Here is a 24,591-nt window from a genome sequence, read left to right as displayed (position 1 = left end):
GGACAAGACATGCGCACGATTGCAGAACACATCGCCCACGCCTCGCGCGAAGCGCGCGATTTGGTGCTGGTTACCATAATGGAAAGCAAAGGCTCCACGCCGCGCCACGCGGGTTCGCAAATGCTCGTCGACGAAAACGGGCTCGCATGCGGCACCATTGGCGGCGGCGCCGTCGAGGCTCATGCCATCAAGAAAGCGCAGGGCATGCTGGGCGACAATCTGAGCTTCGTCGAAAGTATGGAGCTGAAACTCGCCTCCAAAAAGGGCCTGAATATGCCCTGCGGCGGGGATGCGACCCTTCTGTACACGCCCGTGAATTCTGGCGATACGCATTGGCGCGATGCTGCACGCGAAATGCTTCGCTGCATTGACCAGCGCATTCCTTCCTATCTCGTTGTGGAATGCCCCGAAAACTGCCAATCGAGCGAAAGCGCCGTTGCCCTGCTCGATGCCAACGGCGCGCCGTTGGCGGGAGAGCGCGGCATGCAGGCGAGCCTCATCGCCAGCCTTGAGCGCAGGGCCGTCATCGACGGCCGTTTCGTGATGCCCGTCTCGCTGCCCGTGCGAGCCATCGTTTTCGGCGGCGGGCACGTGGGCCGCGCGACCGTTTCGGCGCTCTCGCGCGTCGGGTTCTGCTGCACGCTGTTCGATTGCCGCCCCGAATTCGCCCAACGCTCGCGCGTGCCTGAAGCGCATGATGTCGTCTTGGGCGATTACGAGAACATCGCCGCCTCGCTGACCTTGGACAAGCGCGATTTCGTCATTATCATGACCCACACCCATCGCAGCGATTACGCCCTTCTTGAGCAGGTGCTTCGCCAGCCTTTGGCGTACGTCGGCCTCATGGGATCGCGACGAAAAATCGCAACCGGGCGGGAGCTCATGCTGAATGCGGGAATACCGGAAGAGGCAATCGGCGCCGTGCATATGCCCATCGGCCTTGACATCGCCGCCGAAACGCCCGAAGAAATCGCCGTGAGCGTCGCGGCGGAATGCATCATGCGCCGCGCGGAAATGCGCAAAGGCAATGTATAACCTTATGCAAACGAATAGAGGCGACAGCGCATAAACGCACCATGCAAGAAGGCACGAACAAGGCAACGACGCGCCAATCACCTTACCGCAGTCGCTTCTACACGAACAGGGGCACCAAGCCGCGCATGTCGACCACGTGAAGACCTCTTCACGAAAGGCCGACAAGTAGGCAATCGCGCCGTTTCCTCGCTGCGCGCGTTTATACTGATACGGAAAGCAAGCAGCGGCGCACGGCGCCTCGTCCCACCAACCGACAGGACCCCATGAACAAGCACAGCATTCGATACGTTCTTATTCTTGTAGCGGCCATCGCAGCGGCAGCACTCATCGTCGTTCGCTTCGACGGCGTGTGCGAAATCTTCTCAACCGTATGCCAAGCATTGCAGCCGCTGGCGGTGGGCGCCGTCATGGCATACCTGCTCAACTTCATCGCCGCGAGCTTGGAATCGCGATGGTTCCCCCGCTCGACCAACGTCTTTGTCACTAAGAGCCGCCGCCCGATTTGCGTCATTTTGGCAATTGCCGCTGTCACACTCGCGCTCGTTGCGCTCATCACATTCGTGGGCAGCGAGTTCAAATCGGTCGGCGCGGCTATCATCAATGGCGTCTCCGAAGGCGCGACCATGGTTTCGCAAGCAATCGCGAACCTTCCCGGTGCCGAAAAGAGCATGATCCTCAACGATACCACGTGGAGCTCCCTGGGCGAGAAAGCCCTGGCAGCCATAGGCGGAACCGACCAAGCGCTGCGCATCGTGGCTCAAACGAGCGGCGAGGTCGCACACGTGACGCTGTCCATTCTGCTGGGCATGATTTTCGCGCTGTACCTGTTGCTCGACAAAGACCGCGTGCATGCCGGCGCCATGCGCCTTGCAACTCTCATTCCCAGCGACGAGGTGCGCGAGCGCGTGCTCCACGCATGCGCCATTACCAACGATTGCTTCTCACGCTTTATTCGCGGCCAATGCATCGAGGCAGTCATCTTGGGTACGCTGTGCGCTATCGGCGGCACCATCCTGCATTTTCCCTACGCAGCCTCAATTGGCCTTATTGTGGGTGTGACTTCGCTCATTCCGTTCGCCGGCGCATGGATCGGCGGCATCATGGGCGCTGCGATGATCTTGTCGCAAGACCCCTTGCAAGCAGTACAGTTCATCATCTTCCTGATTATTCTGCAGCAAATCGAGGGCCACTTGATTTACCCGAACGTCGTGGGCCAGTCGGTAGGCCTGCCGAGCATCTGGGTGTTCGTGGCGGTTATCGCCGGCGGCTCTCTGTTCGGCCTTTTGGGCGTGCTTCTGGGCGTGCCTGTGATTTCTACCGTGCGCACGCTGCTCATGGAACACTTCGCGAAAATGGATGCGGAAAAAGAACCTGCTCAATGCTCGTAGCGTTTAGCAGATCGAGCAGCGCCGACTGGGCTGGCCGAGTCAACTGGATCGACCAATCCAACCGAGCCCCGGAATCTGTTAAACGCTTCCGCTTGACGACCCGTATCAGCTTAAGGCATTACGCAGGTTTAAGCATTCAGCGATAATCTCTTGATTCTTCACGCCGAAGGTCTATACGGCCTATTCTTCAGGCGTGTACCACTCGCAAGGGTCAGGCGCCGCAAGAGCGCGAATGCCTGCGATAATAATCTCGATCCCATCATGAAACGCCTGGTCGGAATAGGCACCTTCAACCGTCTCCGCCCATTCGGGCACATCGACGGGAACCCTGATTTCGTCATCGTGGAGCGCATTGATCATATTCACTTCATTAATCATGAACCCATTCAAGAATGCATCGACGATGCGCCAGAAACGTTCGAGGATTTCCTGAGGAATGCCCTGGTCGTGATGCAGCTTTTGCACACGTTCCGTATGAGCCCTCAAAGCGGGCGAAAGTGCAGTGCCTTTGATTTTGAACAGACATGCTCTCGCATGCCGAATTTCCATCGCGCGAATTGAGGCCGTCGTCCTTCGCACGGTATCGTCCCAACGCTCACCGGGAATGGGAGTCGTATCGACCTCGGAAAACGCAAGGGCACACGCGCCTTGCTGAATGTCGCTGATTGAGGCGCAATGACGGTAGAGCGCCATGGGGGTTTTACCAAGAGCGGTCGCGATTTTTCGCGCAGAGGCGTTCTCGATGCCTTCTTCATCGGCAATCTCAAGCGCCTTTGCGTAAATAATCTCGGGCGTGAGCTGGGCAGATGCCTCGCTGTTTTCCGTGTTCGTTGGAGTCGCCATAATTCATCAACGCCTTATGTCGGGAATCGTACGTCAGCGATACTAGCATCGATACGGCCTCAACGAAAAACTAAACCAAAAAACCCTCTTGCCCCCATCATGTCTACGTCGTATACTTTACCCCATTGGTCTACGCTGTAGACAATGAAGGGGATTCTATAAGGAGGAATTCAAATGAACGAGAATAACGAGGTCAAAGGCGCCTTCACGCGTCGCAACTTCATGAAGGGCGCACTGGCCGCAGCAGCCGCCATGGGCGTTGGCGCCGTCGCTTCCGGCTGTGGACCGACAGGCGGAAGCGACAAGAAAGACGTGGCAGCAACGGCCGAAAACACCGCAACCGCCGACTACCAGAACATCTACAAAGATGGCGTGAGCCTTATGCCTTCGCGCAAGGCCCCGTGCCCTGGCCCCCGCGGCCCAATCGCCTTCGAATCGCGCGAAATCGCCGCAAACGAAATTAAGCGCACCGAAGACTTCGACGTCGTTGTCGTTGGTGCCGGCGTTGGTGGCCTTATCGCCGGCCTGAAGGCTGCCGACCTGGGCGCAAACGTGCTTATTCTTGAAAAGATGACTCGCGGACGCGCCTGCTTCGAGTGCTTCGGCGCCGTGAACGCGAAGTGCCAGGAAGGCACCGAAATCGACAAGACCGCGCTGCTCGATGAAATCTACCGCTCCGCGTACTACCGCACTCGCCCTGAACCCGCGCGCGTCTACGTCGACCGCTCGGGCGAGGCGACCGATTTCTGGCAGGAAATGCTCGACAAGGGCGCCAACGGCTTCGTAATCACCAAGGTTGAGCAGCAGCCGTCCACCTCGGGCTTCCCGGCGACGACGCCCCTCATCGACACCGAGCTCGGCTTCTACGATTCGCCGGCCCTGCCGCCCGATGCCGGCGTTCGTTCGGGCCTTTCCGGCATGTACGTCTGCCTCGAAATGCAGGATGTCGCCAAAACCGCTTACGACACCGTTGACCTGCGCTTCTCCACACCTGCGGTGCAGCTTACGACCGCTTCCGACGGCAGTGTGACCGGCGTTATCGCCCGCGACGCCGACGGCTACTTCCAGGCCAACGCGAGCAAGGGCGTCATTCTCGCCACGGGCGGCTACGATGCCAACCCCGAAATGATGCAGGCTTGGACGCGCGTTGAAGATTACGCGTATTCCAGCTGGTGGAACCCCGCATGGGGCACCACGGGCGACGGCCATATGATGGGCCTGGCGATTGGCGCGCAAATGGACCCCATTCCGCAACCTGTCATGAACTTCCGTTGGGGCACCCCCGACTCGTTCGCCGACTTCCGCACGTGGACCGCAATCTACCTGGGCATCCTCGTCAACGGCCGCGGCAAGCGCTTCGTGCGTGAAGACGCTCCGTTCCAGGTTGTCTCGAACGCCCAGAACGCTCAGCCCGGCTACGGCAAGAACTGTTGGTACATCTTCGATGAGGGCATGATCGAGGGCATGGAAGATGCCATCGACGAATTCAAGCAGAAAGGCTGGCTGTTCGAGGGTGCTTCCGTGGAAGAGCTTGCCAACGCCGCCGGCATCGACGCGGAAGGCTTAAAGGCCGAGCTCGATCGCTACATGGCGTTCTGCACGGCCGGCAAAGATGAAGACTTCGGCCGCGACGTGAAGATGACCGCGCCGTTTACCGGCGGCCGTCTGTTCGCCTTCACCACGAATTCGAACGTCCTCGCCACCGTGGGCGGCCTGTGCATCGACGAGAACTGCAGTGTTCTCGACGTGAACGACAATCCCATCAAAGGCCTGTTCGCATGCGGAAACGCTTCCGGCAGCTTCTTCAGCGGCAACTACCCGCGCCACATTCCTGGCACTTCGATCGGCCGCGCCGTCACTTTCGGCTACGTGGCTGCTGAAAGCGCCGTGAATGGCACGCTGGGCAAGGGCGCCAAAATTGACGGCAACATTCCTGAGCTGGCCGTGTATGGTGAAGGCGATCCTGTGACCGACGATCAGCGCAAGTCGTTCGAGAGCATGGGCGTTTGGAATCCGTATAACCCGATTCACGGCTCGAGCCTCGACTACACCCCCGAGCAGCTCGGCGGCATTCCCGACGCATGCGACAACTGCCACGAATACGCCCAGGGCAAGCCCACCGTCGGTGATGGCATGACCTGGAAGGCCGACAAGTAGTCGCCTGCCAAGCTAACCCTCCAACCCCTCCCAAAACCTCTCTTTAAGGCCGAACGATTCGGACCGCGCCTCGCTTGCCGAGGCACGGTCCGGCGAATCTTAGGCTCGTAAGAACCGACCCTGGAACCTTTCCGGGGTCGGTTTTTCGTTTTTAGCTCGAAAAAGACGCAGCTCGTTGGGAATAGAGCGGAAAGAGGGGGCATCGCGCTCAGGTAATGCGCACGCCATGGCCTGGACTCACTTGCAGAGTTAGCCTTATGCCGCTCAAGGCTTTCACGAGCACCCCAGGCGTTGCATACATGAGAATACGACGCGAATAATCTTACGCTTTAAAGGAAACGCCTGCTCAGAATGCGTAGATTCGATACTCGACTCCGAATGGCTTTAAGAATGGGCCTCGTCGTAGAGCTCTTGGATGCCTTCCGGCAAGCCGTCGCGCAGCATCGCCTTGAGGCGGTCTTCATTTCCGTCGTGAAGCGCAGTCTCGTAGTACCAGCACTTGAATTTCACCATCGCAAGCGCCTTCTGCAGCCGTGCAATTTCTTCTTCAGCCTGTGCTCGTCGCGCCTCGAACAGCTCCTTGCGAGCAGCGTAGGACGCGGAGCCTTCTTGCATCATCGCGACAAATTTCTTGATGTCCTTGATTTCGAGGCCCGTTTTCTTCAGACACTCGATAATGCGCAGCAGCTCGAGCTCGTCATCGTCAAATTGACGAATGCCACCCACGCGCTTCAGATTGGGGAACAACCCTTCCTTATCGTAGTAACGCAGCGTAGAAACCGGAATGGCGAACATTTCAGATACTTGCCCAATCGTATACATGTCGATTCCCTTCAAAAATGCGCTGAAACCCTTGACCTAAAGTCAGGTTTAGGTTTTACGGTTAGTCCATTCTACCAAGCAAGTCCATAGGATGAGAGGGATAACCATATGCTCGGAACGTTTACGTACCACAATCCCACCAAAATATACTTCGGCCCAGATGCGCTTGAGGGACTCGCGGGCGAGCTCGCGAAATACGGCCCGAACGTCGTGCTCGTCTACGGCGGCGGCTCCATCAAGAAAAACGGCGTATATGACCAGGTGGCCGCCGTTTTGAACGCCGCAGGCAAAAACGTGACCGAGATTTCCGGCATCATGCCAAACCCCACCGTCGAGAAGCTTCGCGAGGGCGTTGCCGTGGCGAAAGCGGCCGGCGCCGATCTGATTTTGGCAGTGGGCGGCGGCTCGGTGTGCGACTACTCCAAAGCGGTGTCGGTTTCGGTGAACTGCGACGAGGACCCCTGGGAGAAATACTTTGTTCGCTTCGAGGAGCCAAGCTGCCCGGTTGTTCCCGTGGGATGCGTGCTCACCATGGCCGGCACGGGTTCGGAAATGAACGCGGGCGCCGTGATTACCGACCATGCTGCCAAGCTTAAAGTGGGGCACGTTTTCGCGAACAGCGACGTGATGCCCAAATTCTCGATTCTCAACCCCGAATTCACTCTGAGCTTGCCGCATAGGCAGGTTGTGGCCGGCATCTACGACACGTTCAACCATATTTGCGAGCAGTATTTCAGCGGGACCGACAACAACGTGAGCGACAGCATCGCCGAAGGCCTTATGCGCAGCGTGGTCGAGACCGGTCGCATCGCTGCGGAAGACGACCGGAACTACGAGGCGCGCAGCAACATCATGTGGGCCGCGACCTGGGCGCTGAACACGCTCATCGCCAAGGGCAAGCCCACTGATTGGATGGTTCACATGATCGGACAGGGCGTAGGGGCCGTGACCGACGCGACCCATGGCATGACGCTTTCCGCCGTGAGCCTTCCGTATTACCGCTTCATCATGGATGCCGGGTTGCCGAAATTCGCGCGCTTCGCAACGCACGTGTGGGGAATTGACCCTGCGGGCAAAAGCGAACGCGAGCTCGCCGAGGCCGGCCTTTCGGCCATGGAGGCATGGATGCACGAGCTAGGCGTTGCGATGAACCTCACGGAACTGGGCGTGGCCGAAACCGACCTGGACGACATCGTTGCCGCGACATTCATCATGACCGGCGGCTATAAAACGCTCACCAAAGAAGACGTGCGCGACGTTCTGAAACAGTGTTTGTAGAAGGCGAGCAGCGTTTGTGGAAGACGGGCAATGTTCGTAGAAAGCGAGCATCCCTGAAACAGTGACGCCCCGGCGCGCGGCCAAGCCTAAGCTGCGCGCCGCACAGCATCGCCCGCGCGGCGTCGCCCACGCAGCATCGTCCACGCGGCATCACCCACGCGGCATTACCCGGAGCAGCATTACCCACGCAGTGTAGCGCGCAGGCGATCAGTGCGAAGCAGCAGGTCAAACGCATCGAGCGCGTTCGTCACCACGACATCGGCGCAGGTCAAAAGCTTTCCGCACGCACCTTCTTTCCCCATAATCGCAATCGAAAGCGCGGCTTCGCCGAACATGGCGATGTCGTTGAAGCCATTGCCGATGCACACGCAACCTTCGGCGCCAAGCTCGCGCACAATCGCGGCCTTACAGGCGCTCGCATCGTCGCGGGCGAACACGCGCACGTCAGCTGGAAGGCCATCACATTCCGCACGCACCGTACCAAACGTGTCAGCAGTGAGCACGCTGACCTGGGCAAACTCGGCAATTTCCCGAATGCGACCCGCGATACCTTCCATAAGGCGCCCGTCGACGGCAATGGTTCCGTTGTAGTCGCACACCACATGGCGAATTTCGAACGTGCCACGTCCTGGGATGTCGATTTCCAACATAGGGAAAGGTTCCTTTCAATTACGGCCTTAAATGCTTACCGCTTTTCTAAACATGTCGTTTTCATAGTCGCTCCGACTTGCGATATACATTTAAAACGGCGCAGCATGCCAAACATGTCCGGTTTCCGCAGATTTTGGCAGAAAATTGCGGTTGTGAGCGATACGGATTGCTTTCTTAAAAGAAGCGATTCATAAAACACCAGGTCAGAAGCAAGTCGATACGATACCCTCTTATTATGGGCCTTACAAGCCTCTTTAAAATCGTTCACAACCGCAATTCTCTGCCAGAAAAGTCGAAATCGGGACACGATTTCGTCGAAGACGCAAAGAAGAAGGCGGCTGGAAAAGTACAGTGGGGAAGAGACGTGCTGTGCGCCCGCAGGCAACACGCAGCGCGCGGCACGAGACACAGGCGAAGCGCGACAAGCGACATACAACACGCACGCACGCGACATGTAACACACGGCAAACGACAAGTCGCGAGTAGCGAGAGTAGCAAGGAGCACGCAGCCAAAGCTGAGCAAACAAGCAACAAGGAAAAGAACAGCACTCGAAGCAAAAGCACGAGTGCGGGCCCGCAGAAGCCTGATCCAAACTGGCCAGGCCCGTGGAAGCCCGATTCATACCACCCGAATTCATGGAAATCCAGTCAAGCTACCTAAGCCTGCAGAAGCCCAGTTCAGAAACCACTCAAATCTATGGGAGCCAGCCCGAGTCTGCGCCAACCCAGATCGAACCAACTCTGCCCACGCTGGTCACCTCAACCCAACCGACCTCAACTACTCTTGCTTTCCTCACCCAAACCGACTCTGGCAACATCGGCCGCTCTGGTCCGAAGTGACCTAGCGCACGCCGAATCGTGTCGACTTGCGCCAGCCAACATTCGCTTGCACTGACAAAGCATCCCTAGCCCAACGCCGGCGAAATCCCTTCGTTCGGCGCCGATGGATCGTTCGCCCCCATAGCTGGCAAAAGACCCATATCCGAAGACACGATTCCAAGCTCTCGCCAAAGCCTCTCTTGTTTGAGGCGAAAATCGCCTGGCAGGCGCACCCTTTTCCCGAGAATTCGCGCAATACCCTGCGCCGCCTCATCAAACAACGAAGCCCGACGCAGATGCTCGGCGGTCAAATTGACGCTCGTAACGTCCATGGATTCAAGCGCTATGCGTCGCATCGAATCGTTCGCAAGCAGGCGCTCCGCGGAGTGAAACTCCGCGCTGTCGTATTCGACATCGAGCCGCGCGGCAGGCCAATACAAATCACAGCGCAGCGACGATCGCCCCGTCGCGCCCACATTTTTCGGAAGCGGCATTTCCGTATTCATCGTAGGGTGCGGCAAACCATAGCCTCCGAGCGAATAGGGAAGGCACAGCAGCATGGCCAGCTCGCTCTCGCGCGGCGAAGCAGAACCAGCAAGAATGAAGGGCAGCGCACGACGAGCTTTCTTCACGCCTTTGAACGGGGGCGACTTCTCGATGAATGACGCAAGGGCGGCGGGGGAAGTGAGCAGGGCCGCATCGTATCGAGCCGATCCGAAGGTTGAAGCGCGGCGGTACGTTCCGCAAAGCTCAAAGCCGAGCGCTATGAGCTGTTCAAGAGAAAGCGCGCTCGCCATTTCGCAAAACGCCATTTCCGGCGTGCTCACGTACAAGCCGCCGTCAATTTGCATGAACGACCGCGGATGAAACGGCCCCTTGCGAACGGAAGTTTCGAGTCCGCCTCTCACGCGTCGAAGGCGTGCGTGCGCCACGGTTGCGTGAACCGGAACCCCATCGGAAAAGAAGCGGGCTCTTGCTGAGGGGCCAAGTGCGGGCGTCGCGCCCGACATGAGGAACTTGACGGCGGCTTTTGTGTCGCGCTCCAACGCATGGCGAAAATCGCGCGAGCTTTGGAACGCAAAAGGTACGCTCCTGCTGGCGATGGATGCGCCTCGACTGGCAGCGAGCGTGTACGGCGGGACATGAATGCTCCAATTGGGAGACGCGGCGCAAGCGGCAGATGCGCTCCCGCTGGCGATGGATGCATCTTGGCTGGCAGTAGGCATGTTCGGCGTGACATAAATGCGTTGGTTGGGAGACATGCCTCGATTAACGGGCGCGTTCCAATCAACGTGCGCATCACGATTACGGTCGGCGACAACGCCGTCCCAAACGCGCAGAGCACTTTGCTTTCCGAGCACAATAGCCATGGCGGCCTCTTCCTCCGGCGATTTCGCAACGCACCAGATGCAGCTTCGGCAACAACGACGTTTCTGCGGCAACGACGTTTCTGCGACAGCGGCGCCCTCCGCAATAACGGCGTCCTTCGCGATGGTGGCGCATTCCGTAATAGCGGCGCCTTCTGCATCCAGGGATTATGCGAAGCACTCTATCATGAACGCATCCGTTTCCTTCTCGTTTTGGCACAAATTTGCGGTTGTGAACGATGGATTTTTTGGAACGCAAAAGACGCTCTACAAAAGACCAGGTCAGAAGCGTGGAACGTGTCAAAGCGTTCAGAAAAGCCCATCAGCAAGACGAAAAATCGTTCACAACCGCAAATTTGTGCCAGAATTGCCGAAATCGGGACACGTTTTCGGCAAAGCCGGAACAAAAGGAAGGTCGAGAACAAAGCGGAGACCACAGATCACGCAAACCAGCGGCGTACGGCTCCCTTATCGAAGAACAACCCACTTGCGGAAAGCGGGAGCGCACAGATTACACACACCTGCAGCGGTGCCGGCACCCTTAGCGGAAAATGACCCATTTGCACAGGCAGAAACCCCAGATGCCCTGCATCGCCATGGTGATGAATTTGCCGACCATCTCGGGACACCCGAACGACGCAGCCGCCCAGCCTATAAACCAGGTGCCGAACAGGAAGTTCCAGACATACAGGGCGACGAACATGGCCACGCTGCGCCAGAAGTTACTCGACGCCTTGAACGTGATGTTGCGGTTCATAAGGAAATTGAACGAACCCGAGCACGCGACGGCAATGCCGTTCGCGATGCCCGTCGGCAGCGCGAGCTGGGTCAGGGCGAACACGCCGAACTCGACGAACGTCTGCACGATAGATACGCCGTAATACATGAACGCCTGGCGAATGCCGCGAGCAAGAGACGACTGGCTGGCCGGCCTTTCGGCGGTTCTAGCCTTGTCCTCGAAAGTTGTCTCCTCGGACTTTTTGGTCCGTTCCTCGGCGGCGGGACTTCGCCCCTCAACAGCGCCGAGCTGCCCCTCAGAAATATGTGTTCTCGCGTTTTCCATAGGCGCGATTCTAAAACCCACGCACGCCCCGCACCAAAACGTTACCCTTTCGTTGCGGTCGGGGCACAAGCACCGCCACATGCTGAACCCCATGACGAAAAACCCAACGTTTTCCCACGGCAAAAGCCCAAACAAACCCACAGCGAAAGGCTAAGCTAGTCCACGGTAAAAGCCCAAGTCAACCCATAATAAAAGGCCAATCTAGCTATGGCGAAAAGCCCGGCTAACCCATGCTCAACGTATTCAAGTAATGCAAACAACGCAGTCCACGGGCATGCGGCCGTTGATTGTCTGAACACCAGATGGCATGGCGCCCAAGACTCCGAAGATGACGTAACGTCACATCCTGAAGTTTGACGCAGGCGAAACACCGCGCGGCAGGGGAGTCGCTTTGGCGACAAGGCCACGACGAGCGCAAAACCGCGGCAACCACAAAACCGTGGGAACCGTAAAACTGCGCCGCACGCAAACCGATCGGCGCACGCAAAACAGGGGGAAACATGGACGAACAAGGCACTCGAGGTCTCATGACGGTGGGCGAGCTGGCATCGCGCGTAGGCGTGACCGTTCGCACCATTCAATACTACGACCAGCGCGGATTGCTGCACCCCACATGCAAAGGCGAGCAAAACCTGCGCCTGTACTCGTCGGCCGACAAGGAGCGCCTCAACCGCATCATCACCCTGAAATACCTGGGCTTTTCGCTCTCGCAAATTCAGGAAGGCGAGGGAAGCGACTCACTGGCCGAATTGACGGACGCGCTCGCGCAGCGCGAAGCCGAACTCGAGCGCGAAAGCGCGAAAATCCTGCGGGACATGAACGTCGTGCAGGGGCTGCGCGCCCGCCTTACCGGCCACGACCACGCGAACTGGAGCGAGCTTGCCGCCACCGTGGGCGCCGCGCAAGACCGCGAAGACATGCTGTGGTCGGCCATCGCTGGCGACGCGCTTGAGGAATGCCCCATCCCCGAGCTTTCGCGCGAAGAAGTGATCTGCTGGCACCAACTCATGGGCGATACCATCGAAGCCATGCACGACGGCGTTCTGATCACCGACGACCGCGCGCAGGCGCTGGCCATCCGTTTCTCCAGCTTAGGCGGCATGCCCCATGCCCTTGCCGGCCTGAAACGCCTCGCGCGCCAGCGCAGCTCAGGGCCCAAGCAATACGGCCGCGACTTCTACGCCGGCATCCAACGCCGCACGCTCAGCTTCCTGCAAGACGCGCTCGATTGCTCCCGCGCCAACGCCAATACGAAGGCGTAACGACGCGTTTACGTCGTACGCGGTATTGGCCACGACGCAACGTCGCCATCTATCGTCATTCCCCGTCACAATTTCGATCAAAGGGGGAACGATGATCGTATCGTGGATGACCACGAACCGATGCAACCTGAAGTGCGCCCATTGCTACCAAGACGCAGACGAATGCGATAGCAGGGAGCTCTCAACCGAAGAAGCGCGCACGATGATTTCGCAAATCGCACGCGCCGGCTTCAAAATCATGATTTTCAGCGGCGGCGAGCCGCTTATGCGCGATGACATTTTCGAGTTGGTCGCGCACGCAGCGTCGTGCGGCCTGCGCCCGGTGTTCGGCAGCAACGGCACGCTTATCACGCCCGAAATCGCGCGCAAGCTCAAAGAGGCGGGCGCATGCGCCATGGGCATTAGCATCGACAGCCTCGACGCCGAAAAGCACGACATCTTCCGCGGAGTGCCCGGCGCCCACGCGGCCACGCTTGCGGGCATCGAGGCATGCAAGAGCGTCGGCCTGCCGTTCCAAATCCACACCACCGTGGTCGACAGAAACCGCAACGAGATCTGCGACATCACGCGTTTCGCGAAAGAACTCGGCGCGATGAACCATTCGGTCTTCTTCCTGGTGCCCGTCGGCCGAGGCAAAGACATTTCCGATGAAAGCATCGACGTCGAGCAAAACGAGCAGCTGCTCGCCGACATTTTGCGCGCCGGCAGCGACGCGGGCATCGAGGTGAAGCCCACGTGCGCGCCGCAGTTCATGCGCATCGCCGAGCAAATCGGCGTTCAAACGCGCTACACGCGCGGCTGCCTGGCGGGCCTGACCTATTGCGTCGTAGGCAGCGAGGGCATTGTGCGTGCATGCGCATACATGACTGAAGACGCCGGTGACGTGCGCAAACAGCCCTTCGACGAAATCTGGCGCGAAAGCCCCGTATTCCAAAAACTGCGCACGCAGGCGTACAAAGGCGCGTGCGGAACCTGCGACTACAAAGGCGTATGCGGCGGCTGCCGCGCCCGTGCCGCGTACTACCACGACGGCGACATTTTGGGCCAAGACAACTACTGCGCCTGGAGTCGAAAGAACGCGCAGCAAGCCGCGGCCGACGAACGCGCATAGCGCCACAAAGCATAACGAAAAGGAGCATATGATGAAGAAAATCGCGCAAGACACGATTGCGATTTCCTGTGCGCTCGCCATGGGCATGGGCGCGTTTTCCCTGGCAGGTTGCTCGTCGCAGGCCGATTCGAGCGCGTCTGACAACGCGCAAGCAGCCGCATCTGCCTCGCAGGAATCCTACACGTTCACCGACGATTTGGGCCGCGAGGTAACCGTTGCTTCGCACAACCGCGTAGTTGCCGGCATGGGCAGCTTCGCGAACATCTGGGAGCTGGCCGGCGGCACGCTGGTAGGCGCTTCCGACGACGCATTCTCCGATTACGGCATCACCTCGGACGCGCAGAAGATCGGCGATTTCTCTTCGCTCAACGCCGAATCGATCATCGCGCTGAACCCCGACTTCGTGATTCTCACGGGTTCGAGCTCGGGTCGCGGCGGCGGCGTTGCGCAAACCGAACTCGCCGACACGCTCACCGCGGCAAACATTCCCGTCGCCTACTTCAAAGTGACCACGTTCGACGATTATCTGCGCATGCTGCGCACGTGCTGCGATATCACGGGCGACGAGCAGGCATATGCGGAAAACGGCCAGGCGGCGGCAGATAAAATCGAAGAGATTCGCGCGAAGGCCGAAGGCCAGCAGGCCGGAAGCGCGGTGGTGCTTACCACGTATTCGGGCGGCACGCGCGTACAGTCGTCCTCTACGCAAACGGGCGTCATGCTTTCCGAGCTGGGTGCGGAAAATATCGCCGACTCCAACAAGGACCTGCTTTCCGACTACAGCCTCGAAGCCCTGATCGAAGCCAACCCGCGCACCATCTTCCTGCTTCCGATGGGCGACTCCGACGAAGCGGCGCAGAAGGCGCTTGAAGACCAAACGACGGCCAACCCCGCATGGGCGCAGCTTGACGCCGTGAAAAACAACCGCGTGGTCACGCTCGACCCGAAGCTGTTCCAGTACAAGCCCAACAAAAATTGGGACCAGGCGTATCAGTTCTTGTACGACGCGCTGTATAGCGAATAGGCCGACCGGTGCGCAATAACCAAACAACCAACGTGGCGGCTCCGAAGCACGAGGGCCGCCGCTTTCGGGCCATGCTCCTGCTGTCGCTCGCCGCGCTCGTCGCCGTGACGTTCGCCGGCCTGTCGCTGGGCTCTTCCATCATCGGCGCAGCCGACGTTGCGGCGTTCGTCATAGGCGGAGCGTCCGATATGGCGAACAACGTGCTGGCGAACGTGCGCGTCCCGCGCGTGCTGGGCGCCGTGCTGGCCGGTGCCGCGCTGGCCGAAGCGGGCGCGCTCATTCAGGCGACGCTCAACAACCCCCTGGCCAGCCCAAATATCATCGGCGTAAACGCGGGTTCGGGCCTGTTCGTGCTGCTGTTCGCCTGCGTCGCCCCTCATGCGTTGGGCATGTCGGCGGCAGCGGCGTTTCTAGGCGCGCTCGCCTCGGCGCTGCTCGTGTTCTTCGTGTCGGCGTACGCGGGCGCCTCCCGCCTGACCATCGTGCTCGCGGGCATGGCGCTCACAGCGATTTTCACGGCGGGCATGAACACCGTTCTTATTTTCAATCCCGACGCATACGTGAATTCATCAGGCTTTTTGGTGGGAAGCCTCTCGGGCGTCATGATGTCGGAACTCGCCATACCCGGAATCATGATTTGCGCAGGCCTGATTCTCGCCATGGGGCAGGGAACGCGCCTGAACATTCTGTCACTTGGCGATGAAGGGGCGCACGCGCTGGGCCTGAATGTGAACCGCACACGGCTCGCCCTGCTTTCGCTCGCGGCCCTGCTGGCAGGCGCGGCGGTGTGCTTCTCGGGGCTCATCGGCTTCGTGGGCCTCATCGTCCCGCACGTGGTGCGCTACGTCGCAGGGCACGACAACCGGCGCGTTCTGGCGCTCTCGCCAATCGTGGGTGCCATTCTGGTATGCGCGTGCGACACCATCGCGCGCACGCTGTTCGCGCCGTTCGAGATTCCTGTGGGCATTTGCATGGCGCTCGTGGGAGGCCCGTTCTTCATCTATTTGATTCTTCATTCGCGGAAAGGGGAGGTCGATGGGCGAGCTTGATTTTGAGAACGTCGTATTTGGATATGGCGGAAATTCCCTGTTCAACGGCTTTTCCGCATCTTTCGCGAAAGGACAGATCAGCTGCATCGTCGGACCGAACGGGTGTGGAAAATCAACGCTCGCGAAACTCGCCATGGGACTTATGAAGCCCACTTCGGGACGCGTGCTTATCCAGGGGCGCGACGTTGCGTCGCTGGATTCGCGCGAAAGGGCGCGCCGTTTGAGCGTGCTCGTGCAGCAACAGGAAGCGCCCATGATGACGGTGCGCGAGCTGGCGGCGTGCGGAAGGTTTCCACATCATGGGCCGCTGTCTCGGCTCGATGAGGCCGATGCACGATGCATTGACGAGACGCTTTCGCTTGTGGGCGTCTACGATTTGCGCGACCGGCCGCTGCGAAGCTTATCGGGCGGTCAGCGGCAACGGGCGCGCATGGCGATGGTGCTGGCGCAGGACACGCCTGTCGTATTGCTCGATGAGCCCACGTCTTTCATGGATGCGGCGGCGTGTTTCGACATGATGCGGCTCATTCGCCAAGTGCGCGAGCGCGGCAAAACGGTTATCGCGGTGATCCACGATTTGAACTTGGCGCTTTCGGTGGCCGATGCCGTATTCGTGATGGAGCGTGGGCGCTTGGCGGCGCAAGGCGCACCCGGCGAAGCAGCCGTGCATAGCGCAATCGAGCAATCGTTCGGCGTACGCCTCGAGCGCGCCGAAACGCCAAGCGGCGTGGCATGGGTACCGTTCGAGCGAGCCGATGCTTAGCAACGCTTCGCTCGGCGAAAGCTCATGCCACGCCGCGTGCTGCGCTATTCCGTTGTAGGCTCCGCGTTAGCAGGCAGGCAGAATCTCAATCCACTGGCCCTCGGGGTCGGCGATGAAATAAAGGCCCATGCGGGGGTTCTCGCGAATGATGCAGCCCATCTTTTCGTGAAGCTCGTGGGCGGCGTCGAAGTCGTCCACGACGAAAGCGATATGGGTATCTTTTCCGCCGTTCTCGTAAGGCTCAACACGTCCGCGGTTCCAGGTGAGCTCAATCTCGAAGGGCACGTCGTCGTTGCCCATGAACGTATTGGTCCACGAGCCGTCTTCAGGACCCATTTCACGCAGCACCTTCATGCCGAGGGCTTCCTCGTAGAACTTGATGGTTGCTTCCTTGTCGAGCACATGGGTGCAGCGGTGAACGAACTTCGCTTTCATGCAGTGTCTCCTTACAAGTCGAATGGTCGCTTTTCGGGCCGGCGCCGACCGAGGGCTTCCTCGCGAGCGATGGCCGCACGGAAAGGGTCGGCATCAGGCTGAAAAGCAGCGGACATAACCGTTCACCGCCGATTTTACCCCTTTCCCGGCGAGGCTTTCCGCATACGCGCGCGAACCAATGGCAAAACACAATCGCTCATCAAAAGGAAAGAGCAGGAGGGGAGACAATCAAAACTGAAGGGGCACGCACAAAACGACGTGGGCAAAATGCGCTCGGAGCCCCTGAAAACAATGTCAAGATTGCCCGCTTCTCTTTCGGCGCGGTCAAAGCGATTAAAACCCGCCATACAACCTCATTCCCATTTCCGGCCCATTTGACTCCAAAATGACGATTGCCACAGAAGTGCCCATCCCTCAAAAGCGATTATTCTGTTACCATTTTCGTGTTTTAATACGCATAAGCGCCCTTGAACCGAGGTGACATCATGGCTGAGTTGGAAGCGGGCGAATTCGCTGTTTCGGAACAAGGCGAAACCATGCATGTCATTGGCAAAGCGGCGCATCTTGGCCAGCATCGCGCCGACAGAGGGGGTACCTTGAAAAAATGGGGGTACCCTTCTTTTTTCCCTTGAAGTTAATTGAATTGAACTTGGCGATGAAGCCGCAAGCGCCGTCGTATCGGCACAACGCGCCAACGCTTCGCATGAATGCGGCGCGGTATTCGCGAAGTTCCTCGTTCGGAAAACGATTTCCCGTCAAAAGCCGTAACGGCGGGAATGGACATACAGAACAATTATTGGAACCACGGGAAACAGAAGGGAAGATGCAGAGGACATGAAGACAAGCAATGCAAACAAAGTCATCTCGGTCTTGGTGAGCGTTGCAATGTGCCCCATGATGTTGCCAACCGCAGCATTCGCCGCCGAAAACGACGCGGCGTCGAGCACCTCCTCCTCAGTTGAGCAGGCGCAGCCTGCCGACCAGGCAGAAGGCACCGAAGCGGGCGCAAGCTCATCGAACGACACGCTTGCCGCGCAGCCCGAAGCAGCTGGCAACACCGCCAATGCAACGGCCAGCGAGGGAACATCGGCACCTGCAACCACAACCGAAAAAGCCGAAGCGACTACCAGCGAAGCAGCGGCCCCTGCAGCCGAGACTGGCGAAGAGGGCGCTGAAGCAGCCGTTGCCGAAGTGAACGGCAAGAGCTATCCCAGCTTGCAGGCTGCAATTGACGCTGCGACGCGCAATGCAACAGTGAAATTGTTGGCGGACACGAAGGAGAACGTCACAATCTCCACGCCCTATGTCACGCTCGACCTGAACGGTTATACCCTGAACGGCGGCACCGAGAAGGGTAAGCCTGCGCTGACCGTTACGGCTCGCGTTACCGTCAAGGACGGTAGCGCGGCTCAGACCGGCACCATCAAGCGTGAGGATACCGCAGAGAACTCCGGCGTCAGTTCCCACTATGTCATTGACATTCAGGGCAGCGGCTGGCTCACCTTCGAGAGCGGCAACGTAACCAACAACAGCGGCAACACGGAGGGAAAGGGCGCGTCTCTGGTGCGCGTGGGCGATGACAGCGTCGCCAAGTTCCCCGGCCTGAATATCAAGGGCGGCACGTTTACTCAGAATGAATTCATCGTAATCAAGGTCGATCGCGGCGACTTGTTCCTGAACGGCGGTACGCTGAATTCCACCGACAGCTACGCCATCGAAGACTGGCACAGAGCTAGCATCAAGGGCGGCACGGTCAACGGCGCAGTGGCGGCCTGGACGTACAGCGGCGGTCACAACAGCGATCTGACGATCAGCGGCGGCACCGTCAACGGTAAAGTCGAGTCGGTGACTTACGACGGTGCCGAAGGCAAGACGGCGAAGGTGTCCATCACGGGTGGTACCGTCAATGGCACGCTGGGCGCGGGCAAATACGGTTCGACCAGCTTCGATGACCCCACAAAGGCCACTATCGAGGTCACGGGCGGCACGTTCAGCACCGATCCTTCCCGCTATCTGGTCGAAAGCTCCACTGCTACTCAAAACGCCGACGGCACGTACGGCGTGACGAAGGCCTACCTTGCCCAGGTTGGCGAAACCAGCTATTACACCATGGACGAGGCTTTCAAGGCTCAGACCGCAAGTGGCGAAGCCATCACCTTGCTGCGCGACTACACTACGGGCAGCACGTTCAACTCTGGAACCGTTGCTCGAGTGGTTGACCTGAACGGACATACTTGGACCTGCACCGGAACCGATGCAAACTCTGCGGCATTCGAGATTAACTATGCCGACGCTTCGCTCACGGTGAAGAACGGCAAAGTCGTGAGCTCGCAGCTCATCGGGCTGATTCCGTCTGCTAAAGACAGCCTCACTGGTGGCACCACCACCTACGACAACTCCACTCTTACGTTCGAGGGCGTTGAGGCCTCTACCACCGCCACGAGTGGCATCGAGACGAACGGCAACAACACGAACGACACCGTTGTTTTGAAGAACAGCACGCTCAACGTTCCCAACGGCTTTGGCATTTACTTCCCCAGCAGCGGAACGCTGACCATCGATAGCTCCACGATCAACGCGAAGACGATGGGCGTTCAGGTGTGCTCTGGCAACCTGAACGTTAACGCCGGCAGCACGATTACCGCGTCGGGCGACTCGGTTGCAAAGACCGAGGGCGACGGTGCCATCCAGGACGGCGCGGCGATTTCCGTCGTCAACCGCCCCGGCTACAAGGGCCTTGGCCAGATTGCCATTACCGGCGGTACCTTCACGGCGAAGGGTGATAACGCGGCCATCAAGGCCTACGCCTGGGATTCCGCAACCAAGCAAGAGTCGGATTTCGACAACTCCGCTAAGACAGTCGCTGTTTCCGGCGGCACGTTCTCGTCTGCCGTGCCCGCCGACCTGTGTGCTGAAGGCTGCACTCCTATCGCAAATGCTGACGGCACGTATGGCGTAGGTGTTCTCGTAGCGCAGATTGGCACGAAGAAGTACGCCACTCTGGCCGAAGCCGTTGCGGCAGCTGAGAACGGCCAGACCGTGACCCTGCTGGGTGATGTCGAGCAGAATAGCCAGCTGGCCATCAGCAAGAGCATCACGCTGGACTTGAACGGCAAGACCATCCATAACACGGTGGACATCTGGGGCGATAATGCTAACGCCATCCTGTCCATCACGAATGGCGCCAAGGTGACCATCACTGGCAACGGCACCATAGATGCCAAGGAGAACGATTGCTACGCTATCAACGTGGTGAAGGGCGACCTGACCATCGAAAACGGCACCTTCTACGGCAACGTCAGCGTGGTTCAGGTGCAGGAGGGCACCCTGTCCGTCAAGGGCGGCACCTTCGACCTGCACCAGAAATGGGAAGGTAGCAGCAAGTATCTGTTCAACTGCATCGATGATGCGTATGTGAACGGCAGCGCGAGTGTGGCCATCGGCGGTGGCACGTTCGCCGGCTTCGACCCCAACGTCTCCCCTGAGCAGAAGGTGGACGGCAAGACCCCCAGCTTCGCGGCTCCCGGCGTTGGTATTACAAAGAACGAGGACGGCTCCTTCACGGCAGCTGCCGGCAAGACCGCCCAGATCATGGACAAGGACGGCAACTCCGTCAAGGCATGCGACACCCTGCGGGCCGCTATCGACGCAGCTCAGGACGGCCAGGCCGTCACGCTGCTGGCGGATGCGACCGAAGACGTGGCCATCAGCAAGAACATCACCCTCGATCTGGGCGGCAAGACCCTGACCAACACCAACTCCGGCAAGTCCACGATCTCCGTGCAGGGCGGCACCGTTACCGTGAAGAACGGTAACGTTGTGGGCGGCACCGGCTACTACAACATTGAGGTCACGAAGAACAGCAATGCCAACCTGACGCTGGCGGATGTGACCGCCACGGCGGGCAACACAGGCTCCTCCATGATCGATAACTGGGGCACGCTGGCCATCGAGAGCGGTTCGTACACCGGCGGCATGAACACCGTTAAGAGCGAGGAAGGCTCTACGCTGACCATTAATGGTGGTACGTTCACTTGCGATTTCGGGCAGAAGTGGAGCTACACGGCGGTCATTCTGGTATACGGCGATACCACCATCAATGGCGGTGAGTTTATCCAGAAGACCACAAATACTTCCTCGTATGCTAAGGTCGTTATGACCGGCAAGGTGGATGGGTATGAAGCTACCACAAAGGTCACTGGCGGTAAGTTTGTAAACGAAAAGCTAAGCGGAATTTTCTGGGCACTTGGCAAAGCCACTAGCGACAATTTCGAGGTCTCCGGCGGTACCTTCAACAAGAGCATTTCCGAAGGCTACTGCGCCGATGGCTTCATTCCCACCAAGAACGCGGATGGCACCTATGGCGTCAAGGAAGGCCACTATGTTGCCCAGGTCGGCAGCAAGAAGTACGAGACGCTGACCGATGCGATCCGTCTGGCTGCAAAGGGCAAGACCATCCAGTTGCTGACCGACACCACGGAAAATGTCACCATCGCTGCGACGAAGCAGATCACGCTTGACCTGAATGGCCATACCCTTAACGGTGGCACAGGCACTGCGAACGCAGCCATCCTGAACAAGGGCAACGTGACCATCACCGACACGAGCGCCGACAAGACCGGCACCATCAAGCGTGATGATCAGGGCATCGCGAACGAGAAGAGCTATTACGTCATTGACAACAATGGCACGATGGTCATTGACCAGGCGAACGTCTTGAACAATTCTGGCGCCAAGGGCTCTTCTTTGATCCGCAATGGCGGTGTGGATAATGTATCGTTGCTCACCATCAACGGCGGCACGTTCGAGCAGCAGAACTTCATTGCTGTTAAGAACGACAGCAACGGCGAGCTCACCATCAACGGCGGCACACTGACCAGCAAGCAATCTGTTGTTCAGAACTGGAACAAGGCTCAGATTCTGGGCGGCAACCTGACGGGCATCATTTGGACCGACTCCTGGACCGAAGCGGGCACGGTTGGCGAAACCGTCATCGGCGGCGACGCTCACTTCACCGGCAGAATCTACATGGATGTCACGAGCCCCAATCCTTCGACCTTAAAGATCGAGGGCGGCTCGCTTGATGTTACTAAGTGGACGGTGACCAGCGCTGCAGCCGAGGCAAACTCCACCATCGCGGTTTCTGGCGGCACCTTCACGGCTGCCGTTCCCGAGAACTACTGCGCTACAGGTTACGTCCCCGCCACTAACGCCGACGGCACCTACGGCGTGGCGGTGGGTAAGTTCACTGTCCAGGTGACGTCCCGCACCACTACCAGCGACAGTCCTGTGGCCAATGTGTCCGGCGGCGGCAGTGATATCACCTACGCAGAGGGTACCACGGTTACGACGTCCGCCATCAGCGGTTACAAGTTCGTGGGCTGGTTCGTCAACGAGTATGCTGGCACGCCGTACAGCACCGACCTGACCTGCACGGTCAAGCCAACCGACAATTGCACCATGATCGCGGTCTACGAGCCCGTCAGCGGCGGCAAGTTCTGGCTGAGCGTTACGGCTTCTGAGTTCACGGTCAACGGCGGCGCGGTGCAGGATTCCTACCTGTATGAGCAGTACGCCATCGGCGCATCTGTGACGGTGAACTTCACCGGTTCGGAGAACTTCCTGTACTGGGTCAACGCATCCAACAAGGTGGTTTCAACCAATAAGAGCTACACCTTCACCATGGGTAGCGAGACGACCCTGAAGGCTGTGTACGGCAAGGCGCGCCAGAATCAGGCCACCGTAGTGTTCATTTCCCACAGCGACCAAATCATCAGCTCCAAAGCCTACACCGCCAGCGATACCATCCAGTTCCCCATGCCTCCCATTAAGATGGGCTGCACCTTCACTGGCTGGTCCATGACGGAGTCTGGGATCCGTGAGGCCATGGCCAACAACAGCGGTATCATTCAGGTGCGTGCGCTCTATACGGAGCCCAGCGTCGACTGCAAGGTGACGGTGGTTTATCCCGACGGCACCAGCAATGATGTCGTGAATACCAAGATTGGCCAGCTTGTCAATGTAACGGCCAAGGACATCGAGGGCAAGACCTTTTCCTATTGGACGGACAACGACGGCAACGTTCTGGGCTACACTAAGACGCTGAAACTGGCTCCCAGCGGCGACATGACCGTGAAAGCTATTTACAGCGACGGAACCACCGAGGCCAAGCCTGTCATTTCCATGACGGCTGTTGATACCAACGCTGGCAATGGCTATTATCTAATCTCCTTCACGGCAACGCGCGCGGTGCCTGAAGGTTATGAGCTAGTGAAACAGGGCGTTCTGTACAGCATTGACAGTCGCTGCGCTGGCGATGCGGGCAAGGATTACCTGAAGCTAACGGCGGACGGTACGGTGCCCGAGGGTGTGTATGAGTCCATTGGCAACAACAACGATTTGAACGGTGTGACCCGCGTCAACTGTAAAGTCCGGACGGCTGATACCACCCTCTACGGTCGCGGTTACATGATTCTGAAGAACAGCGCTGGCGAGGTTCTGTATGTGTACACAGATGAAATCCTGTCTGGAAGCTACAACAGCCTGAATAATGGAGGTAACTAAGGATGGACAAGAGACAGTATGAGTCTCCGGAGATGCTGGTCATTCTGATTGACGGCGAGGACGTCATCACGGCGTCTGGTCCGGATGAGATTGACACGCCAGATATCCTCGGCTGATTCGCTCATCTCCAACCCTAACCTAAAACAGGGGCGTAGCCCGCGTGGGCTACGCCCCTGCGCTTAAATCAAGGGAGCGACTTATGAAAAAACTCATCCCCGCGCTGCTGTCGCTGCTCATGGCGCTGGCTGTGGCGGTTCCGGCGTTTGCGGACACCGTCTACACCGAGGGTGCGCTGAACTATACCATCGCGGATGAGTCCATCACTATCACCGACTATTTCGGCAAGGAAGCTGAAGTTACCGTGCCCGCCAGTATTGCTGGCACTCCTGTGAACACCATCGCCGCAGGTGCGTTTGCTCACAACGACAACGTCAAAAAGGTGAACCTGCCGGACACCATTACTACTGTGGAAGAAGGGGCCTTTGCTGCTGGCATTACGGTGAACTACCAGTCCAACGTCGTCGGCGGCGGTACATCGATCGGTGAAGGCGATTCCACTGGAAGCGGCTCGGTTGGCGGCTCTGATTCGTCGACCGGTATCGACGAGGCCACCGTCGACGCGGATGGCTCAGCTACTTCAGGCAGTGCCGCCGCTGCGGCCGCTGGTGCCGCATCCAACACTGACGGCGACGCGGCGGACCCCGCCAATGCCGCTTCTGAGTCGGGCAGCGAGCAGGTTTCCCAGCTGGACAGCTCGACCGAGCAAGAGCAGGGCGCAAGCTTCCCCTGGTTTTGGATGACTCTTGGCATCGTTGTTGTGGCAGCATGTGCCGCCGCCTGCTTATGGCTATGGCGAAAGAGAAACCGCTAAGGAGCATCGGCTCGGGACGCCGGTTCTGGTTCGACGTGCTTCCGGCCGCCGCAGGCGCAGCCGAGAACCCGTCTCCCTCATCGGCAAGG

At 58.8% G+C, this 24,591-nt stretch carries 19 protein-coding genes; 13 read left to right on the top strand and 6 right to left on the bottom strand.

What is annotated here, in order from left to right; genetic code table 11:
• Positions 1-9: 9 nt before the first annotated feature.
• Positions 10-1,035: an XdhC family protein gene (locus Q0D41_RS07170; RefSeq protein ID WP_294377305.1), complete on the top strand. Its 1,026-nt coding sequence runs from the start codon at positions 10-12 to the stop codon at positions 1,033-1,035.
• 263 nt (positions 1,036-1,298) lie between these two features.
• A complete protein-coding gene (locus Q0D41_RS07165; protein WP_294377302.1) occupies positions 1,299-2,423 on the top strand; it encodes an AI-2E family transporter in 1,125 nt (374 codons plus the stop codon).
• Between the two features lie 180 nt (positions 2,424-2,603).
• Here the strand turns inward: Q0D41_RS07165 and Q0D41_RS07160 are convergent, their stop codons facing one another.
• Positions 2,604-3,266 (bottom strand): TetR/AcrR family transcriptional regulator, encoded by a 663-nt coding sequence (locus tag Q0D41_RS07160; protein WP_294377299.1) that lies wholly within the window; start codon positions 3,264-3,266, stop codon positions 2,604-2,606.
• A 174-nt stretch (positions 3,267-3,440) separates the two neighbouring features.
• Between Q0D41_RS07160 and Q0D41_RS07155 the strand changes: the two genes are divergently transcribed.
• Positions 3,441-5,423: an FAD-binding protein gene (locus tag Q0D41_RS07155; protein WP_294377295.1), complete on the top strand. Its 1,983-nt coding sequence runs from the start codon at positions 3,441-3,443 to the stop codon at positions 5,421-5,423.
• Positions 5,424-5,807: 384 nt separating this feature from the next.
• Here the strand turns inward: Q0D41_RS07155 and Q0D41_RS07150 are convergent, their stop codons facing one another.
• A complete protein-coding gene (locus Q0D41_RS07150; RefSeq protein WP_294377292.1) occupies positions 5,808-6,245 on the bottom strand; it encodes a MerR family transcriptional regulator in 438 nt (145 codons plus the stop codon).
• A gap of 108 nt (positions 6,246-6,353) precedes the next feature.
• On the opposite strand from Q0D41_RS07150, the gene Q0D41_RS07145 reads away from it, so the two are divergent.
• On the top strand, positions 6,354-7,523 hold the full coding sequence (locus Q0D41_RS07145) for an iron-containing alcohol dehydrogenase (RefSeq protein ID WP_294377288.1): 1,170 nt from the start codon (positions 6,354-6,356) through the stop codon (positions 7,521-7,523).
• Between the two features lie 179 nt (positions 7,524-7,702).
• Here the strand turns inward: Q0D41_RS07145 and Q0D41_RS07140 are convergent, their stop codons facing one another.
• Both Q0D41_RS07140 and Q0D41_RS07135 read right to left on the bottom strand, forming a co-directional pair.
• On the bottom strand, positions 7,703-8,173 hold the full coding sequence (locus Q0D41_RS07140; RefSeq protein ID WP_294377287.1) for an HAD family hydrolase: 471 nt from the start codon (positions 8,171-8,173) through the stop codon (positions 7,703-7,705).
• Positions 8,174-9,079: 906 nt separating this feature from the next.
• Positions 9,080-9,844, bottom strand: coding sequence for a hypothetical protein (locus Q0D41_RS07135; RefSeq protein ID WP_294377285.1), 765 nt, complete (start codon positions 9,842-9,844; stop codon positions 9,080-9,082).
• 357 nt (positions 9,845-10,201) lie between these two features.
• On the opposite strand from Q0D41_RS07135, the gene Q0D41_RS07130 reads away from it, so the two are divergent.
• On the top strand, positions 10,202-10,915 hold the full coding sequence (locus Q0D41_RS07130; protein WP_294377281.1) for a hypothetical protein: 714 nt from the start codon (positions 10,202-10,204) through the stop codon (positions 10,913-10,915).
• Here Q0D41_RS07130 and Q0D41_RS07125 read toward each other — a convergent pair.
• The gene (locus Q0D41_RS07125) at positions 10,902-11,423 is read right to left on the bottom strand and encodes a GtrA family protein (protein WP_294377278.1); all 522 of its coding nucleotides are present in this window, start codon (positions 11,421-11,423) and stop codon (positions 10,902-10,904) included. The two genes, Q0D41_RS07130 and Q0D41_RS07125, sit on opposite strands and share 14 nt — an antisense overlap.
• A 500-nt stretch (positions 11,424-11,923) precedes the next feature.
• Here Q0D41_RS07125 and Q0D41_RS07120 point away from each other — a divergent pair, with 500 nt between their 5' ends.
• From Q0D41_RS07120 to Q0D41_RS07100, 5 genes are all read left to right on the top strand, one after another.
• Positions 11,924-12,685, top strand: coding sequence for a MerR family transcriptional regulator (locus Q0D41_RS07120; protein ID WP_294377273.1), 762 nt, complete (start codon positions 11,924-11,926; stop codon positions 12,683-12,685).
• Between the two features lie 91 nt (positions 12,686-12,776).
• Positions 12,777-13,796, top strand: a complete 1,020-nt coding sequence (gene nirJ2 / locus Q0D41_RS07115; protein ID WP_294377271.1) for a putative heme d1 biosynthesis radical SAM protein NirJ2 — start codon at positions 12,777-12,779, stop codon at positions 13,794-13,796.
• A gap of 28 nt (positions 13,797-13,824) precedes the next feature.
• Entirely contained in the window at positions 13,825-14,820 is a 996-nt protein-coding gene (locus Q0D41_RS07110; RefSeq protein ID WP_294377267.1) for an ABC transporter substrate-binding protein, read from the top strand.
• Between the two features lie 8 nt (positions 14,821-14,828).
• On the top strand, positions 14,829-15,869 hold the full coding sequence (locus Q0D41_RS07105) for an iron ABC transporter permease (RefSeq protein ID WP_294377264.1): 1,041 nt from the start codon (positions 14,829-14,831) through the stop codon (positions 15,867-15,869).
• Positions 15,856-16,632 carry an ABC transporter ATP-binding protein gene (locus Q0D41_RS07100; protein ID WP_294377262.1) on the top strand — a complete coding sequence of 259 codons (777 nt, stop codon included), beginning with the start codon at positions 15,856-15,858 and terminating at the stop codon, positions 16,630-16,632. Before Q0D41_RS07105 ends, Q0D41_RS07100 begins: the two co-directional genes overlap by 14 nt.
• A gap of 66 nt (positions 16,633-16,698) precedes the next feature.
• On the opposite strand, the gene Q0D41_RS07095 is transcribed toward Q0D41_RS07100, so the two are convergent.
• Entirely contained in the window at positions 16,699-17,067 is a 369-nt protein-coding gene (locus tag Q0D41_RS07095) for a VOC family protein (RefSeq protein WP_294377259.1), read from the bottom strand.
• A 485-nt stretch (positions 17,068-17,552) separates the two neighbouring features.
• Here Q0D41_RS07095 and Q0D41_RS07090 point away from each other — a divergent pair, with 485 nt between their 5' ends.
• The 3 genes from Q0D41_RS07090 (at position 17,553) to Q0D41_RS07080 (ending at position 24,502) form a co-directional block, all read left to right on the top strand.
• On the top strand, positions 17,553-17,699 hold the full coding sequence (locus tag Q0D41_RS07090) for a hypothetical protein (protein WP_294377257.1): 147 nt from the start codon (positions 17,553-17,555) through the stop codon (positions 17,697-17,699).
• Between the two features lie 202 nt (positions 17,700-17,901).
• Entirely contained in the window at positions 17,902-23,631 is a 5,730-nt protein-coding gene (locus Q0D41_RS07085; protein ID WP_294377254.1) for a hypothetical protein, read from the top strand.
• 199 nt (positions 23,632-23,830) lie between these two features.
• Positions 23,831-24,502 (top strand): hypothetical protein, encoded by a 672-nt coding sequence (locus tag Q0D41_RS07080; protein ID WP_294377249.1) that lies wholly within the window; start codon positions 23,831-23,833, stop codon positions 24,500-24,502.
• The last annotated feature ends 89 nt before the right edge of the window (positions 24,503-24,591 follow it).

Source organism: uncultured Slackia sp. (genome assembly GCF_934630525.1).
Lineage (GTDB): Bacteria > Actinomycetota > Coriobacteriia > Coriobacteriales > Eggerthellaceae > Slackia.
This window is presented reverse-complemented; position numbering and strand designations above follow the sequence as displayed.

Coding starts and splice junctions, on each gene's coding strand:
- Q0D41_RS07165 (WP_294377302.1), top strand. CDS start 1,299: ATGAACAAGCACAGCATTCGATACGTTCTTATTCTTGTAGCGGCCATC.
- Q0D41_RS07160 (WP_294377299.1), bottom strand. CDS start 3,266: ATGGCGACTCCAACGAACACGGAAAACAGCGAGGCATCTGCCCAGCTC.
- Q0D41_RS07110 (WP_294377267.1), top strand. CDS start 13,825: ATGATGAAGAAAATCGCGCAAGACACGATTGCGATTTCCTGTGCGCTC.
- Q0D41_RS07125 (WP_294377278.1), bottom strand. CDS start 11,423: ATGGAAAACGCGAGAACACATATTTCTGAGGGGCAGCTCGGCGCTGTT.
- Q0D41_RS07080 (WP_294377249.1), top strand. CDS start 23,831: ATGAAAAAACTCATCCCCGCGCTGCTGTCGCTGCTCATGGCGCTGGCT.
- Q0D41_RS07155 (WP_294377295.1), top strand. CDS start 3,441: ATGAACGAGAATAACGAGGTCAAAGGCGCCTTCACGCGTCGCAACTTC.
- Q0D41_RS07145 (WP_294377288.1), top strand. CDS start 6,354: ATGCTCGGAACGTTTACGTACCACAATCCCACCAAAATATACTTCGGC.
- Q0D41_RS07150 (WP_294377292.1), bottom strand. CDS start 6,245: ATGTATACGATTGGGCAAGTATCTGAAATGTTCGCCATTCCGGTTTCT.
- Q0D41_RS07135 (WP_294377285.1), bottom strand. CDS start 9,844: ATGCAAATTGACGGCGGCTTGTACGTGAGCACGCCGGAAATGGCGTTT.
- Q0D41_RS07085 (WP_294377254.1), top strand. CDS start 17,902: ATGAAGACAAGCAATGCAAACAAAGTCATCTCGGTCTTGGTGAGCGTT.
- Q0D41_RS07140 (WP_294377287.1), bottom strand. CDS start 8,173: ATGTTGGAAATCGACATCCCAGGACGTGGCACGTTCGAAATTCGCCAT.
- Q0D41_RS07100 (WP_294377262.1), top strand. CDS start 15,856: ATGGGCGAGCTTGATTTTGAGAACGTCGTATTTGGATATGGCGGAAAT.
- nirJ2 (WP_294377271.1), top strand. CDS start 12,777: ATGATCGTATCGTGGATGACCACGAACCGATGCAACCTGAAGTGCGCC.
- Q0D41_RS07095 (WP_294377259.1), bottom strand. CDS start 17,067: ATGAAAGCGAAGTTCGTTCACCGCTGCACCCATGTGCTCGACAAGGAA.
- Q0D41_RS07090 (WP_294377257.1), top strand. CDS start 17,553: ATGGCTGAGTTGGAAGCGGGCGAATTCGCTGTTTCGGAACAAGGCGAA.
- Q0D41_RS07120 (WP_294377273.1), top strand. CDS start 11,924: ATGGACGAACAAGGCACTCGAGGTCTCATGACGGTGGGCGAGCTGGCA.
- Q0D41_RS07170 (WP_294377305.1), top strand. CDS start 10: ATGCGCACGATTGCAGAACACATCGCCCACGCCTCGCGCGAAGCGCGC.